12 protein-coding genes are annotated in these 14,199 nt (G+C 61.1%); 10 read left to right on the top strand and 2 right to left on the bottom strand.

Annotated elements, in window-relative coordinates; translation table 11 throughout:
• Window positions 1-321 precede the first annotated feature (321 nt).
• From ABQX22_RS02785 to ABQX22_RS02775, 3 genes are all read left to right on the top strand, one after another.
• Window positions 322-3,081: a LuxR C-terminal-related transcriptional regulator gene (locus ABQX22_RS02785; RefSeq protein WP_349796258.1), complete on the top strand. Its 2,760-nt coding sequence runs from the start codon at window positions 322-324 to the stop codon at window positions 3,079-3,081.
• A 103-nt stretch (window positions 3,082-3,184) separates the two neighbouring features.
• On the top strand, window positions 3,185-4,504 hold the full coding sequence (locus ABQX22_RS02780) for a type II toxin-antitoxin system HipA family toxin (protein WP_349796256.1): 1,320 nt from the start codon (window positions 3,185-3,187) through the stop codon (window positions 4,502-4,504).
• Complete coding sequence (locus ABQX22_RS02775; RefSeq protein ID WP_349796254.1) at window positions 4,501-4,773, top strand: helix-turn-helix domain-containing protein; 273 nt, start codon at window positions 4,501-4,503, stop codon at window positions 4,771-4,773. Before ABQX22_RS02780 ends, ABQX22_RS02775 begins: the two co-directional genes overlap by 4 nt.
• Before the next feature lie 8 nt (window positions 4,774-4,781).
• Here the strand turns inward: ABQX22_RS02775 and ABQX22_RS02770 are convergent, their stop codons facing one another.
• Together ABQX22_RS02770 and ABQX22_RS02765 are read right to left on the bottom strand one after the other, a co-directional pair.
• A complete protein-coding gene (locus ABQX22_RS02770; protein WP_349796252.1) occupies window positions 4,782-5,180 on the bottom strand; it encodes a type II toxin-antitoxin system MqsA family antitoxin in 399 nt (132 codons plus the stop codon).
• Window position 5,181: 1 nt separating this feature from the next.
• A complete protein-coding gene (locus ABQX22_RS02765; protein WP_349796250.1) occupies window positions 5,182-5,478 on the bottom strand; it encodes a type II toxin-antitoxin system MqsR family toxin in 297 nt (98 codons plus the stop codon).
• A gap of 467 nt (window positions 5,479-5,945) precedes the next feature.
• Between ABQX22_RS02765 and ABQX22_RS02760 the strand changes: the two genes are divergently transcribed.
• From ABQX22_RS02760 to ABQX22_RS02730, 7 genes are all read left to right on the top strand, one after another.
• A complete protein-coding gene (locus tag ABQX22_RS02760; protein WP_349796248.1) occupies window positions 5,946-7,088 on the top strand; it encodes a transporter substrate-binding protein in 1,143 nt (380 codons plus the stop codon).
• Complete coding sequence (locus ABQX22_RS02755; protein WP_349796246.1) at window positions 7,085-7,678, top strand: ANTAR domain-containing response regulator; 594 nt, start codon at window positions 7,085-7,087, stop codon at window positions 7,676-7,678. Before ABQX22_RS02760 ends, ABQX22_RS02755 begins: the two co-directional genes overlap by 4 nt.
• Window positions 7,675-8,523 carry an ABC transporter permease gene (locus ABQX22_RS02750; RefSeq protein ID WP_349796244.1) on the top strand — a complete coding sequence of 283 codons (849 nt, stop codon included), beginning with the start codon at window positions 7,675-7,677 and terminating at the stop codon, window positions 8,521-8,523. Before ABQX22_RS02755 ends, ABQX22_RS02750 begins: the two co-directional genes overlap by 4 nt.
• Window positions 8,524-9,450, top strand: coding sequence for an ABC transporter permease (locus ABQX22_RS02745; RefSeq protein WP_349796242.1), 927 nt, complete (start codon window positions 8,524-8,526; stop codon window positions 9,448-9,450).
• 38 nt (window positions 9,451-9,488) lie between these two features.
• The gene (locus ABQX22_RS02740) at window positions 9,489-11,123 is read left to right on the top strand and encodes an ABC transporter substrate-binding protein (RefSeq protein ID WP_349796240.1); all 1,635 of its coding nucleotides are present in this window, start codon (window positions 9,489-9,491) and stop codon (window positions 11,121-11,123) included.
• A 294-nt stretch (window positions 11,124-11,417) separates the two neighbouring features.
• Window positions 11,418-12,365 carry an acetamidase/formamidase family protein gene (locus tag ABQX22_RS02735; protein ID WP_349796238.1) on the top strand — a complete coding sequence of 316 codons (948 nt, stop codon included), beginning with the start codon at window positions 11,418-11,420 and terminating at the stop codon, window positions 12,363-12,365.
• Window positions 12,366-12,374: 9 nt separating this feature from the next.
• Window positions 12,375-14,117, top strand: coding sequence for an ABC transporter ATP-binding protein (locus ABQX22_RS02730; protein WP_349796236.1), 1,743 nt, complete (start codon window positions 12,375-12,377; stop codon window positions 14,115-14,117).
• Window positions 14,118-14,199: the final 82 nt, after the last annotated feature.

The raw sequence follows: 14,199 nt of genomic DNA, 5'->3' as shown, positions 1-14,199 counted from the left end.
GTTGATTGCCTGCACCGGCCACTTCGCGGGCAAGCCTCGCTCCAACGGTATTGGATTGAGTGTATGTGTGTGGGAGGGAGCTTGCTCGCGAGGGGCCGATACATCCGAAAGAGATGCATCGCCTGGCAGACTTATCGCGGGCAAGCGCGCTCCTACAGGTTTTGGATTGCTGTCTTGCAGCTATAACCCACCATTCGCTCCGCTGATCGGAGATCTTTTCTTACAGTCTTTCGTCGTAGTTCCTTCAAAAGGTCTGAGTTAGCCGCTAGTCTCGGGAGCATCTGACTGCCGAACAACAAGCACTTCTAACAAGAGCCGGCCATGACTGATCTGTCGCGTTTGCAGGGATTCGCAAATTACACGGTCACTGCACTGGAAGGACGTTTCTTCCGCCCCCCGTTACCCGAAAATCATGTGCCTCGCCCACGTCTGTGCGCGCGTTTGGCTGCCGGTTTGTCAGGGCGTCTGCTGTTGGTCAGCGCTCCGGCCGGCTTCGGTAAAAGCTCCCTTGCCGTCGAGTTCTGCCAAGGCCTGCCTGAACAATGGCAAAGCCTCTGGCTGGGGTTGAGCCATCGCGACAGCGACCCGGGCCGGTTTCTCGAACGTCTGTTGTCGGGGCTGCAACACTACTTTCCGCAGCTGGGCGGCCAGGCGCTGGGACTGTTGAAAATGCGCCAGCGCCATCAACCTTTCGCCTTCGAGGAATGGCTCGACGGGCTGCTCGATGAGCTGGCCATGCACCTGATGCTCAGCAAACCGCTGCTGCTGGTGCTCGACGATTACCACCTGGCGCAAGGTCCGGTGCTGGATCGCTGTTTGCAGTTCTTCGTCAATCACTTGCCGGCCGGGATGATCGTGCTGGTGACCAGTCGGCAGCGACCGGACTGGCACCTGGCGCGTTTGCGGCTGTCGTGCCAGCTTCAAGAACTGACCGAACAGGACCTGCGCCTGACCGAGGCAGAATCCCTGGCCGTGCTCGATCAGCACAGCAATGCATTGAGCGAGGACGCCCTGCACACGCTGGTTCGGCGCAGTGAAGGCTGGGTCGCCGGGCTCAGGTTCTGGTTGCTGGCGGCCAGCGAGGCGGGCAACGGCAGCGGGCTGCCGCAAGGGCTGAACGGCGGTGAGGGGCTGATTCGCGACTACTTGCTCGAAGAGGTCATCGACTGCCTGCCGACTGAGGTTCAAGCCTTTCTCTATGACACGGCGTGCCTGGAGCGTTTCTGCGTCGAGCTGTGCAACGCCGTCCGCGACAGCCATGACAGCGATCAGATGCTGCGTTACTTGCAGGCGCATCAGGTGTTTCTCGTGCCGCTGGACGAAAGCGGCCGCTGGTTTCGCTATCACCATCTGTTCACCGATCTGCTGCGCACTCGAGCCGGTGCCGCGGCTCAGATGGCGCCGCAACAAACCCGTTTGCACCTCAACGCCTGTCGCTGGTTCAGTGAACAGGGTCTGCTGGACGAGGCGATCGAACAGGCGCTTCGGGCCGGGCATCTGGACGTCGCCGCCAACCTGGTGCAGAACCTGTCCGAAGAGCAACTGCTGGCCGAGCAGAACGTTGGCATGCTGCTGCGCTGGAAAATGGATTTGCCCGACAGCCTGTTGATCAGCACCCCACGGCTGATCGTTCTGTATGCGTGGGCGCTGGGGCTGGCGTGTCAGCTGGACGCCGCCGAAGAACTGGCCGATCACCTGAGCCGCTTCCTGCCGGCGCCCTCGGCCACCGCCCAGAAATCCATGCTCGCGCAGTGGCTGGCCATCAGCGGCATCATCGCCCGGGGTCGTGGCGACAGCGAAAAAGCCCATCGGTATTGCGGCGAAGCGCTGGCCAGCCTGCCGCAAAAACGCTACGGCCAGCGGCTGCTGTGCCTTTCGACGCTGGCGAATCTGGCCATTGCCGAAGGCGACCTGTGGCGCGCGCGCGCCTTGAACCGCGATGCGCTGGAGCTGGCGCAACGGGTCGCCAATCCGCTGTTCGAAGCGTTGGCCCACTACGACCGTGCCCGCGTCCTGCAGGCCCGAGGTCAGATTCTTCGGGCGCTGGAGGAAGTACGCCAGGGTCTGCAACGGCTCAAGGGGTTGTCGTTACAGCGCCTGTATGCGGTGCGGGCCCGGCTGACGCTGTGCGAAGGGCACCTGCTCACGCTGTGCCTGCAAGCGGACGCCGGTCGTGTGCGATTGGCCGCGGGGCTTGCCGAAGCACGGGCGTGTCGTGATATCAGCGTGTTGATCGGCCACTGTGTCATCGCCGGGTTGGAGGGACGGGAAGGGCGGTTTGCGCAAGCGTTCGCCGAACTGGCCGAGGCGGAGCGGCTGATGCACATCTGGGACGTGCCGCCGATTTACTACCTGGCAATCATCACCCTGATCAAGTGCGAACTGTGGCTGGCGCAGGGCCGTATCGATCTGGCCGAAGCCTGGTTGATGCGCCTGGAGCAGACCTACAGCGGCGAGCATCCTGCCGCCGCGCCGGAGTGCCACCCGCATTTGCCGCAACACATCCAGTTGCTGCAGGCCGTGCTGGAAAATATTCAGGGCCATACGACGCAGGCCACTGAGCGGCTGCAGCGTCTGGAAACCCAGGCCCAGGCGAACGGCGCCCAACTGGTCAGCCTGACTGCCCTTAACCAGCAAATCCTGTTTCTGCTGGGGACAGCGCACGAAGCCAAGGCCAAACCGCTGCTCACCTGCGCCCTGCAAGCCGCAACTGGCGGCGCATTGCTGCCTTTCCAACGCATGATCAAGCAACACCCGGTCTGGTTGCGCGACCAACTGCAACAGCGCAAACCGTGCCTGCTCGTACAGTTTCTGCTGACCCAGATTCCTGCGCCCAGCGGCAGCCGCGAGGGCCTGGACAGCCACAGCACCGATCACCTGAGCGTGCGCGAAATGAGCGTCCTGCAACTCATCGCCCAAGGCTGTTCCAATCAGGAAATCAGCGAGCGGCTGTTCATATCGCTGCACACCGTCAAGACCCACGCGAGTCACATTAACAGCAAGCTCGGCGTCGAACGCAGAACCCAAGCGGTAGCGCGGGCGCAGGAGTTGGGTTTGCTGGGGCAGGGATCGGTACTTTAATGCCGAAAATCTGTCTTATTGCTGATTTTTAGGCATTAAATTGCCTTTTAAGCAGTTATTCGCTACGGTTTAGGCATTAAATTGCCGAGTGGCCGTCATGTTCATGCTGACCCTCCAACTGTATCTGCAAGGCGCCTGGCGCGATGCCATGCGTCTGGACGTCGAACAGCCCGAAGCCGGGTTGCTCAGTCCGTGCAGCTTTGCCTATGACCAACACTATCTCGTGGACCATCTGGACGCTCTGGATCGAATCACTGCTCAGGCCGTCAGCGCAACGTTGCCGCTGGGATGGGAGTTGCAACGTACAGCACAGGTGCCGGCTTTCCTGCATGACATCCTGCCGGCCGGCGCCGCGCGCAGATTCCTGTTGGCGCGCCTGACGGTGCCGGAAAATGAGACCACTCAAGCTGATCTCTTGCTGCTGAGCCGCTGCACACCGGCCCCCATCGGCCATCTTCGGATCAAGGAGGCGGTCGAGTCGATGCCCAAGGGCCACAGTCTGGGTTTCACTCGCCAGGAGGTGATCACGCGGGACAGCCGGTTTCTTGAATACGCATATGAACAAGGCGCGGCGGTTGGCGGGGCAACGGGCGCCGGCGGCGAAGCGCCGAAGTTGCTGCTGGCTGAAGATGCTGAAGGTCTGCTTCACCCGGACGCAACGCTGGCCGACGATCACGCGCGCCAACACTGGTTTGTGAAGTTCTCCCGGAACAAAGCCAACGACAATGATCGTACGGTATTGCGCAGTGAGTTCTGCTATTACCAGGCGCTGAATCAATTGGGCTTGAACACCATCACGGCCGATGGAATGAGCCTGGAAGAGGCGCGCAAACCGAGTCTGTGGATGAAGCGCTTCGACCGGCGGATTGATGCGCAGGGCGTTAACCGGCTGGCCGTCGAGTCGGTCTACTCGCTGGCGGGCATCACGCGCCCTGGCAGTTACATGAGCCATGTCGCCGCTGTTCGAGCGCTCGCCCAGGCGTGGATTGCCAACGGGCAGCAGTCTGAAATTTCGGGGCTGATCAGCGAGTACATTCGCCGGGACTTCATCAACCAGATCCTCGGCAACAGTGATAACCATGGCCGTAACACGGCGGTCCTGCGGGATGAACAGCGCATTGATCTGGCGCCGATCTACGACCTCGCCCCTATGGTCATGGATGAGGAAGGCGTGACGCGAACAACGAAATGGCCGGATGAAATCGAACGCGCCGGGCAGGTGGACTGGCGGGCCGCCTGCAACGCGCTTTCTTCGTGGGCAGAGCCGGAAGCGTTATTCGAAGGTTTGATGCAGGACGCACAACTGTGCCGGGCGTTGCCCGACCTGCTCAGCGACATCGGCTTGCCTCATGCCACCTTCAACCATCCTCGCATCGCGCTCTACCGGCTCGATGCAACCCTGAAAAACTGGGGCCTGCTGTGACCGACGACATCCGCCAGCGCGGCATTATTCTCGATGACCTCAAACAGCAACTGTTAGCTGGCAGCGTCACCATCGGTGCTGCGGTCAAACGCCTGCGCACCGAAGTGACCGGACTTCGGCAAGAACAATTTGCCGGCATGTGCAAAATCTCACTGCGCACCCTGCGCCAGATCGAACAGGACGACGGTAACCCGACCATTCAAACGCTGAACCAGGTGTTCAAACCGTTCGGGATGCGGGTGGGGATAGTGCCGGTCAAGCGGGCGTAACACCTGCGTTACTGAACCCTTATTTCTGCAAGCAAGTCCGGGTGTTTATCGAGCACTTGCAGAAGTTTGACCAGGGACAGCGGGGGTTTGGTCTTGCCGGTTTCGTAACGCGAAAACGCATTCACTCCCCCACCAAAGATCTCGCCAGCTTCGCGCTGATCGAGGTCCAGTTTCCTGCGGACCGTTGCAATAAACTCAGGATCGATAATTGATGCATTGACCTGCTTGTTGAATTTCAGCATTGCGGCACTGACGCGCGTCGATTCCTCCGTGTCCATGACGGCCTCACCGCACTGCGCGCAGTGCTCGGCGTTTACAGAAGGGATGATGGTTGCGAACCCTTTATAAGTGTAGGGGAGGTCCAAAATTTTCCTGGTTAACTCATGTGCACAAGCCGGGCATTTCATATCAGCATTCCTTGAAAGACACGACAAGCACGTCATCAGTGACGGTCAACTTCAAATAAAGTCTGCCGCTTGATACCCAAGGTCGGTAAACGTCCTGCCAGATTTTGTGGTCTGCGTAGCTCGTCATGCTTTTGTAAAAGTCCTGGGTTTTCAGTTTTCCAATCACATCAACCATCGCGGCGAAGTCCAATCCCGCAGCGGCTGCCCCTGCAAGCGACGAAGAGGTGACTCTGATTTTCCCCGCCGAAATCAATTCGTGAATCCGCGATAGCTTGCAATGAGGGACGTGCTTTTGCATATGAACGATAACCTACTTGGTTAATTTAGCAAGCCAGAGCTCTGCCATGGATTTCCGTATCCGCATCGAACGTTAGTTTCGGATTTACAACATGCCAGCGGGGATTTCTCTCAAAATAATGCAACGTCCCGAAATGGACGACAGCGCACCGCTTTGCAATCATCAGCGGCTCGGCACCTCCTGCGAAAAGCGCGGAGCGATGGCAGTAGCTTCAAGAAATTTCGCACAATCTTGGAGCGCTTGGACTACGCTCGGCTCCATCAGTGGGCGCTTTCAATGCATGGATTTCCCGCGAACGCCGATTCAAGCCAGACCAACGGAGATGGCATGCTTTTTCCATGGAAGGGTCACCTACAAGCTCGGCCGTGGCCGTTAAGACTTGTCTACATTCAGCGCATAGCGCCAGGTGATGAAGCCTGATCGACCGGACTCCCGGTGGGTCAGGCTTTTTTATTGGAGTTGAAAAAATGCGACGCACGATTGAGGTGGGTTTTCTCTTCTCCACCGACGGGACGTACAGACGCATGGGACAGCACGGTCTGGCGGGTGCCCGGCATGCGCTGGCCGAGATTAATCGGCGTCGGGAATACGATTTTGAGTTGAAAGCGACCCACATCAATCCGCAGGGCTACCTGCATCGCTACAACGAAGGTGCGGTTGCGCTGATGCAAAGCGGCATTCGGCATCTGTTCGGCACCACCACGTCGGCCAGCCGCAAGGAGATCATTCCGGACCTGGAGCAGAACGCCAGTCTGCTGTGGTACGCCTGCCCGTACGAAGGCTTTGAAAGCAGCGAAAACGTGCTGTACCTCGGCGGCTGTCCGAACCAGACGCTGATCCCGCTGCTGCGTTATGCCCTGAGTACCTTCGGCAAGCGCGCGATGCTGGTGGGCTCGAACTACATTTGGGGCTGGGAGAGCAATCGCATCGCCCGGGAAGTGTTGCAGGCCGCCCACGGTGATGTGGTGGGTGAAAAATACGTGCACATGGGCTCGACGAATTTCAGCGACCTGGTGCAGTTTCTGCTGACCGAGCAACCCTCGTTCGTCCTCAACAACCTGGTGGGGGAATCCACCTACGCGTTCTTGCGTCAGCTGGACGCCGCCTGCGTCGAGCACGACATGGTCCTGCCGGTGCTCAGTTGCAACCTGACCGAGGCCGAGCTGGTAGAAGTCGGCGAGATGCAAAACCTGCGTCTGCTGTCCTGCGGGCCGTTTTTCGAAGGCGTCGACAATGCGTTCACCGACAGCCAGTTCCACGTCCACGGCCAGCGCCCCTGCTCGCACTACTACACCGGGCCGTACGTGGCGCTGAACCTGTTCGCCGAAGCCCTGCACCACGTGGGCAACGACGAACCGGAGGCCATCTGCAATTACCTGTACGCCCATGCCCAGGACAGTGTGCTGGGCCGCCTGAAGATCTCCGGCCGCAACAACCACAGCAGCCTGCCGTGCCACATCGCCGAGCTGAGCGAAGGGCGTTTTGTGGTGGTGCACAGCGAAGCCCGGGCGTTGCCGGCCGACCCTTACCTGACGTCCACCGATCTGCGCGAATTTCATCGCCTGCGCGCCCTGGCGCCCGTGCCTCACTTGAGGATCGTCAAAAAATGAGCCTGCTCAAACGTCCTGACTTCGAACAGGGCCGCTTGCTGTTGGTGGACTGCGAGCCGCGCACGCTGGCCAGTCTGGAGAAAAGCCTGCATCGCCTCGGCATCACCGCCCTGGCATTGGTGGATGATGCCGACGATTCGCTGGAGGGGGTATTCGCCGCGATCGTCGAACTCGAACACTTCAGCAGCGTGCACCTGCTGCAACGGCTCAATCTGGCGGGCGTGCCCATCGTGGCCCTGACGCCGCACGAAACCCTGTCGCAGATTCAACGGGCCATCGAATTGGGCGCCACGGCCTTGCTCAACAAACCCATCACCCAGGGCTCGGTGTACACCACGCTGATGATGGCGATCGGTTTGCACGAACGGCTCGATGCCGATGCCCGCACCATCGACACCCTGCAACAGCGCCTGAATGCCCGGCCGCTGTTGGCGCAGGCGCTGGCGCGGTTGATGGTCGATCAGCAGCTCAACGAGCGCGACGCCTACGAGCGCCTGCGTGCCCTGTCGATGCAGCTCAACCGCAGCATTGACGACCTGTGTGCCGAGCTTGCCGCCGACCGTCCCCAGCAAGGCGGGATGTGGACATGAGTGTGATGCGTGCCCTGGTTCGTCGTCCTGCGGTTGCTTTGTCGTTGCTGTACATCGCGTTGGTGGTGGTCTTCGCTCTCTTTGCGCCCTGGATGAGTCCTTACGACCCGTCCGAACAATTCGTCGAAGGCCTGTCCATGGAGGGCGCGCCGCTGGCCCCCGATTCGCCGTATTGGCTGGGCACTGACCTGCTTGGACGCGACCTGTTTTCGCGGCTGATCTATGGCGCCCGCACGTCGTTGTTCATCGGTCTGGTGGCCAACGGCATGGCGGTGCTGATCGGCACGCTGGTGGGGCTGACGGCGGGATTTCTGCGCGGCTGGACCGGCAGCATCCTGATGCGCTTCACCGATTTGATGATGGCGTTCCCGGCGTTACTGCTGGCGATTGCCCTGTCGGCGATCTTTCAGCCCAGCGTTTGGATCGTTGCGCTGGTGATTGCGATGGTCAACTGGGTGCAGATCGCACGGGTCATCTATTCGGAAACCATCGCCCTCGGCGCGCGGGACTTCGTCGCCGTCGAGCGCACGCTGGGCGCCAGCTCGTTGCGCATTCTGTTTTCCCATCTGCTGCCGCATTTGCTGCCGACGATTCTGGTGTGGGCCACCCTGGGTATTTCCACCACGGTGCTGCTGGAAGCCACGCTGTCGTACCTTGGCGTGGGCGTGCAGCCGCCGACGCCGAGCTGGGGCAACATCATCTTCGAGAGCCAGACCTATTTCACCTCGGCGCCGTGGCTGGTGTTCTTTCCCGGCATTGCCATCGTCTTGCTGTCGCTGGCCTTCAATCTGGTGGGCGACGCCTTGCGCGACGAACTCGACCCCACGCTGCAAGGGAGAAGCTGAATGTTCGCTTTCGTCAGCCGTCGCATCGGCTATTCCCTGCTGATTCTGCTGGGCGTGACCTTCATCACGTACCTGCTGCTGTTCATGTTGCCCGCAGACCCTGCGCGCCAAATCGCCGGACGCAGCGCCACGCCGGAGGTGGTGGCGGGGATTCGTGCCCAGCTCGGGCTGGACCTGCCGTTCTATCACCAGTACGCCAACTACCTGGGCAACCTGCTGCAGGGCGATCTCGGGCGTTCCTACATCCAGCGCACCAACGTCACCGAACTGATCGGCTCGCGCTTGCGGCCGTCCCTGGAATTGATGGCCGCCGGCATCGGCTTCGAGCTGCTGATCGGCATCACCCTCGGCGTGTTCGCGGCGCTGCGGCGTGACAGCTTCGCCGACAAGCTGTTGATGGCATTGTCCTTCGTGGGTGTGTCGGCGCCGCAGTTCATCGCGGCGATGCTGTTTCTGTACTTCTTCGCCGTGCAGCTGGGCTGGTTTCCGTTAGGGGGTTATGGCGGGGTTGAGCACCTGATGCTGCCGGCGCTGACCCTGGGGATTCTCGGCAGCGGCTGGTATTCGCGCATGGTGCGTTCTTCGATGATCGAAGTGCTGCATCAGGACTTCATCCGCACCGCCCGGGCCAAGGGCTTGAGTCGGGTGCGCGTAGTGCTGCGCCATGTGCTGCCCAACGCGATCATCCCGGTGATCCCCATGATCGGCATCGACATCGGCATTTTCATGGGCGGGCTGGTGGTGGTCGAGTCGGTGTTCGGCTGGCCGGGCATCGGGCAACTGGCCTGGCAAGCCATCCAGCAAGTGGACATTCCCGTGATCGTCGGCGTGACCACGGTTTCGGCCGTGGCCATTGTGCTCGGCAACCTGGTGGCTGACCTGATCATTCCCTGGGTCGACCCGCGAATTGATGTGAAAAAACACTAAAAACCTGAGCAAGACCATTATCGAAGGGGAGCTGGAGCATGAAGCGCAAAGTACTGTCCCTGGCCATTGCGGCCACCTTATCCAGTGGACTCGGACTCAGCGGATTCGCGCTGGCCGACGACATTGATCCCAATGCCAAGAACGGCGGTGCGGCGATCGTCACCTACCAGAACGACGTCGCCACCCTGGACCCGGCCATCGGGTACGACTGGCAGAACTGGTCGATGATCAAAAGCCTGTTCGACGGCCTGATGGACTACAAGCCGGGCACCACTGAACTGGTCAAGGATCTGGCCGAGAACTACACCATCTCCGACGATGGCACGGTCTACACCTTCATCCTGAAAAAGGGCGTGAAATTCCAGAACGGTCGCGAGCTCAAAGCCAGCGACGTGAAGTACTCCTTCGAACGCACGGTCAATCCGAAAACCCAGAGCCCCGGGGCCGGGTTCTTCAGCGCCATTGTCGGTTACGAAGACATGGCCGCCAGCAAGGCAGAGCATCTGAGCGGCGTGGTGGTGGTCGACGATTACACGGTCAAGGTCACCCTCAAACAGCCCAACGCGACCTTCCTGCACGTGATGGCGATCAACTTCGCCTCCATCGTGCCCAAGGAAGAGGTGGACAAGTGGGGCGCTGATTTCGGCAAGCACCCGGTCGGTACCGGCGCGTACAGCCTGGCGGAGTGGAAGCTGGGCCAGCAGATCGTGTTCAAGAAGAACCCGAACTACTACCGGCCAGGCCTGCCGCACATCGACACCATCACCTTTGAAGTGGGGCAGGACCCGATGGTGGCGTTGCTGCGCTTGCAGAAGGGCGAAGTGGACATTGCCGGCGATGGCGTGCCTCCGGCCAAATTCCTCGAGTTCAAGAACGACCCGAAATACAAAAGCCTGATGATCACCGGCGACCAGCTGCACACCGGTTACGTGACCCTGAAAACCACGTTGCCGCCGTTCGACAACCTCAAGGTCCGTCAGGCGGTGAACATGGCGATCAACAAGGATCGCATCGTGCGCATCATCAACGGGCGCGCGGTGCCGGCCAACCAGCCATTGCCACCGGCGATGCCGGGTTACGACAAGTCCTACAAGGGCTACGCGTATGACGTCGAGGCGGCGAAAAAACTCTTGGCCGAAGCCGGGCACCCGAACGGTTTCGACACCGAGCTGTACGTGATGAACACTGATCCGCAGCCGCGCATCGCCCAGTCGATCCAGCAGGATCTGGCGAAGGTCGGGATCAAGGTGCAGATCAAATCCCTGGCCCAGGCCAACGTGATTGCCGCCGGCAGCGCGAAGGACCAGGCGCCTATGGTGTGGTCCGGTGGCATGGCGTGGATCGCGGATTTCCCGGACCCTTCGAACTTCTACGGCCCGATTCTCGGGTGTGACGGTGCGGTCGAAGGTGGCTGGAACTGGTCGCTGTACTGCAACAAGACGCTGGACGCAGAAGCGGCGAAAGCCGACAGCATGGCCAAGCCCGAACAACAGGCCGAGCGCACCGAACTGTGGAAGAAAATTTTCACCAGCGTCATGGCTGACGCGCCGTGGGTGCCGATTTTCAACGAACAACGCTTCTCCGTGCGCTCCTCGCGCATGGGCGGCGCCGATATCCTGTACGTCGATCCGGTCCATGTGCCGGTGAACTATGACTACATCTGGATCAAGTGATAACAGTGCCCGAACAACGCGAACCCTGTAGGCGCTGACGAGCCCGTGCGAGGCGGCGAGGCGGTGCGTCAGGCGAATTGCATCGCAGCCTTCGGCAGCTCGTCAGCTCCTACAGGGGTACGTGTCGAGCACGGAAACGAGTCGGGCACAAAACTGTGGGAGGGAGCTTGCTCGCGATGGGGCCATTACATCCACAGGAGATGGGTCGCCTGGCAGATTTTTCGCGGGCAAGCGCGCTCCTACAGGGCTTTATGTCGACTACCAAACGCAACACCCATTTCGGAGAACGGTGTCATGTGCCAGAACTGCCTGGTCAAAACGATTCACAGCATCCACACCCATTACGGCTGGGACAAAAGCTTCACGCCGGCCGAGACCGTTGCACCCGGTGCGATGCTGGAATTCAAATGCCTGGATTCCTCCAACGGCTATTTCACACCCCACTCAACCGCGAACGATGTCGCCAACATGTCGTTCGACAAGATCAACCCGGTGACCGGCCCGATCTTCATCGAAGGCGCAGAGCCCGGTGACATCCTGAAAATCACCTTGGACAGCTTCAAGCCTAGCGGCTTCGGCTGGACCGCCAACATTCCCGGATTCGGCCTGCTCGCCGACCAGTTCACAAATCCGGCCCTGGCGCTGTGGCACTACGACAAAGACACCTTGGCGCCCGCCGCTTTCGGTGAGTTCGCCAAGGTCCCGCTGAAACCGTTCGCCGGCACCATCGGCCTGGCGCCTGCCGAATTAGGGCTGCACTCGGTGGTGCCGCCACGTCGCGTCGGCGGCAACCTCGACATTCGTGACCTGTCCGCAGGCACCACGCTGTACCTGCCGGTTGAAGTGGCCGGGGCGCTGTTGTCCATCGGCGACACCCATGCCGCACAGGGCGACGGCGAAGTCTGCGGCACCGCCATCGAAAGCCAGATGGACGTGGTGGTCAAACTCGACCTGATCAAATCCACCCCGCTGGCCAGCCCGCGCTTCAGCACCCCCGGCCCGGTCACGCGCCACCTGGACAGCGCCGGCTACGAAGCCTTTACCGGCGTCGGCCCGGACCTGATGCAGGCCGCGCGGCAGGCCGTCAGCAACACCGTCGACTGGCTGTGCCGCGAGCACCACATGCCCGCCGAACAGGCCTACATGCTGTGCTCGGTGTGTGGCGACCTGCGCATCAGTGAAGTGGTCGACCTGCCGAACTGGGTGGTCTCGTTCTACTTCCCGAAAATCGTGTTTGCGTGAGGCGTGGCGATGAGTGATCAGCTTTCCCCAGCGGTGTTGTCGGTCGAGCGCTTGAGCATCGACATCGGTCACGGCGCCAACCCGCGACGCGTGGTCGATGAGCTGAGCTTTACCCTGCGCGCCGGCCACACGCTGTGCATCGCCGGCGAGTCAGGCAGCGGCAAGTCGCTGTCGTCACTGGCGATCATGGGCTTGCTGCCCAAGGCCGCGAGAGTCCCGGGCGGCGCGATCATTTTCGACAACCGCGACCTGATCACACTGCCCGAACGCGACCTGCAACTGCTGCGTGGCAAGCACATCGGCATGATCTTTCAGGAGCCAATGACCTCGCTCAATCCGTTGATGACGGTCGGCCAGCAGATGGACGAAACACTGCGCCGTCACGAGCCGCTCGACCGCCAGGCGTCAAAACGTCGGGCCAGAGAGATGCTCGATTCGGTGCGCATGCCCCAGGTGGAAAAGCGCCTGACGCAATACCCGCACGAGCTGTCCGGCGGCATGCGCCAACGGGTGATGATCGCCATGGCCATGCTGTGCCGGCCGAAAGTGCTGATCGCTGATGAGCCGACCACCGCGCTGGACGTGACGATTCAGGCGCAGATCCTGGAATTGATGCGCGAGCTGCAAAAGGTCTACGGCACCAGCCTGCTGCTGATCACCCACGACATGGGCGTGGTCGCGGAAATGGCCGACGAAGTGGTGGTGATGAACCACGGTCGTACCGAAGAACAGGCGCCGGTGCGGCAGCTGTTCACTCAGCCGCAGGCGGCCTATACGCGCAAGTTGCTGGATGCCGTGCCGGTGTTGGGCACCGCGGGGAAACCGCAGGACCTCAGCCAGCAGCCGGTGGTCCTGGCCGTCAACGACCTGAGCGTACGTTTCCCATTGCGCATGGGCTGGTTCGAAGAGATCAGGCATGTGCACGCGGTGGAGAAGGTCAGCTTCGAACTGCGCGATGGTGAAACCCTGGGGCTGGTGGGCGAAAGCGGCTGCGGCAAGTCCAGCACGGGCAAGGCGTTGATGAACATGATCGCCTTCGAGGGCAGCGTGAAGCTGGCCGGCAAAGAACTGAACGGATTGCAGGGCGCGGCGTTGCAGGCCGTGCGCCGGGACATCCAGATGGTGTTTCAGGACCCGTATGCGGCGCTCAATCCGCGCAAGATCATTTTCGAGCTGGTGGGCGAGCCGCTGCTGATCCACGACAAGATGCCGGACACGCCCCGGCAGGCGCGGGTCGCCGAGCTGTTGCATCAGGTGGGCATGCCGGCGGAGGCCATGCAGCGTTATCCGCATCAGTTTTCCGGCGGCCAACGGCAACGTATCTGCATCGCCCGGGCGCTGGCGCTCAACCCGAAAGTGATCATCGCCGATGAGTCGGTCTCGGCGCTGGATGTCTCGGTGCAGGCGCAGGTGCTGGACTTGCTGGAATCACTGCAGAAGCAGCACGGGCTGAGCTATCTGTTCATCTCCCACGACATGGCCGTGGTCGAGCGCATCTGCCATCGCGTGGCGGTGATGTACGGCGGGAAAATCGTCGAAATCGGTCCGCGCGATCAGGTGCTGCACAATCCGCAGCATCCCTACACCAAACGCCTGCTCAGCGCGGTGCCGCTGCCGGATGTGGACCGCAAGCGTGACTTCAAGGCGCTGCTTCAGGAGTTCGAACAGCCAAGCCCGATCAAGGCCAAGGGCTTCGTGGCGCCCGAGCAGCAGTTCAAGGCGTTGGGGGAGGGGCATTGGGTGGCGGTGTAATGCAGGCGTTGTTGGAGCGAGGCTTGCCCGCGAAGCTGTCTTCCTGATTTGCCTGACACTGCGCGGCGTCAGCTTCGCGGGC

It is taken from the genome of Xanthomonas sp. WHRI 1810A (assembly GCF_040202885.1).
Classification (GTDB): domain Bacteria; phylum Pseudomonadota; class Gammaproteobacteria; order Pseudomonadales; family Pseudomonadaceae; genus Aquipseudomonas.
The sequence above is the reverse complement of the archived record's forward strand: the minus strand, read 5'-3'. Positions and strand labels throughout refer to the sequence as shown.

What these genes read in the sequence shown, in the direction of transcription:
- ABQX22_RS02735 (WP_349796238.1), top strand. Translation starts at nt 11,418, where the DNA reads ATGTGCCAGAACTGCCTGGTCAAAACGATTCACAGCATCCACACCCAT.
- ABQX22_RS02755 (WP_349796246.1), top strand. Translation starts at nt 7,085, where the DNA reads ATGAGCCTGCTCAAACGTCCTGACTTCGAACAGGGCCGCTTGCTGTTG.
- ABQX22_RS02745 (WP_349796242.1), top strand. Translation starts at nt 8,524, where the DNA reads ATGTTCGCTTTCGTCAGCCGTCGCATCGGCTATTCCCTGCTGATTCTG.
- ABQX22_RS02760 (WP_349796248.1), top strand. Translation starts at nt 5,946, where the DNA reads ATGCGACGCACGATTGAGGTGGGTTTTCTCTTCTCCACCGACGGGACG.
- ABQX22_RS02730 (WP_349796236.1), top strand. Translation starts at nt 12,375, where the DNA reads ATGAGTGATCAGCTTTCCCCAGCGGTGTTGTCGGTCGAGCGCTTGAGC.
- ABQX22_RS02780 (WP_349796256.1), top strand. Translation starts at nt 3,185, where the DNA reads ATGCTGACCCTCCAACTGTATCTGCAAGGCGCCTGGCGCGATGCCATG.
- ABQX22_RS02750 (WP_349796244.1), top strand. Translation starts at nt 7,675, where the DNA reads ATGAGTGTGATGCGTGCCCTGGTTCGTCGTCCTGCGGTTGCTTTGTCG.
- ABQX22_RS02740 (WP_349796240.1), top strand. Translation starts at nt 9,489, where the DNA reads ATGAAGCGCAAAGTACTGTCCCTGGCCATTGCGGCCACCTTATCCAGT.
- ABQX22_RS02785 (WP_349796258.1), top strand. Translation starts at nt 322, where the DNA reads ATGACTGATCTGTCGCGTTTGCAGGGATTCGCAAATTACACGGTCACT.
- ABQX22_RS02765 (WP_349796250.1), bottom strand. Translation starts at nt 5,478, where the DNA reads ATGCAAAAGCACGTCCCTCATTGCAAGCTATCGCGGATTCACGAATTG.
- ABQX22_RS02770 (WP_349796252.1), bottom strand. Translation starts at nt 5,180, where the DNA reads ATGAAATGCCCGGCTTGTGCACATGAGTTAACCAGGAAAATTTTGGAC.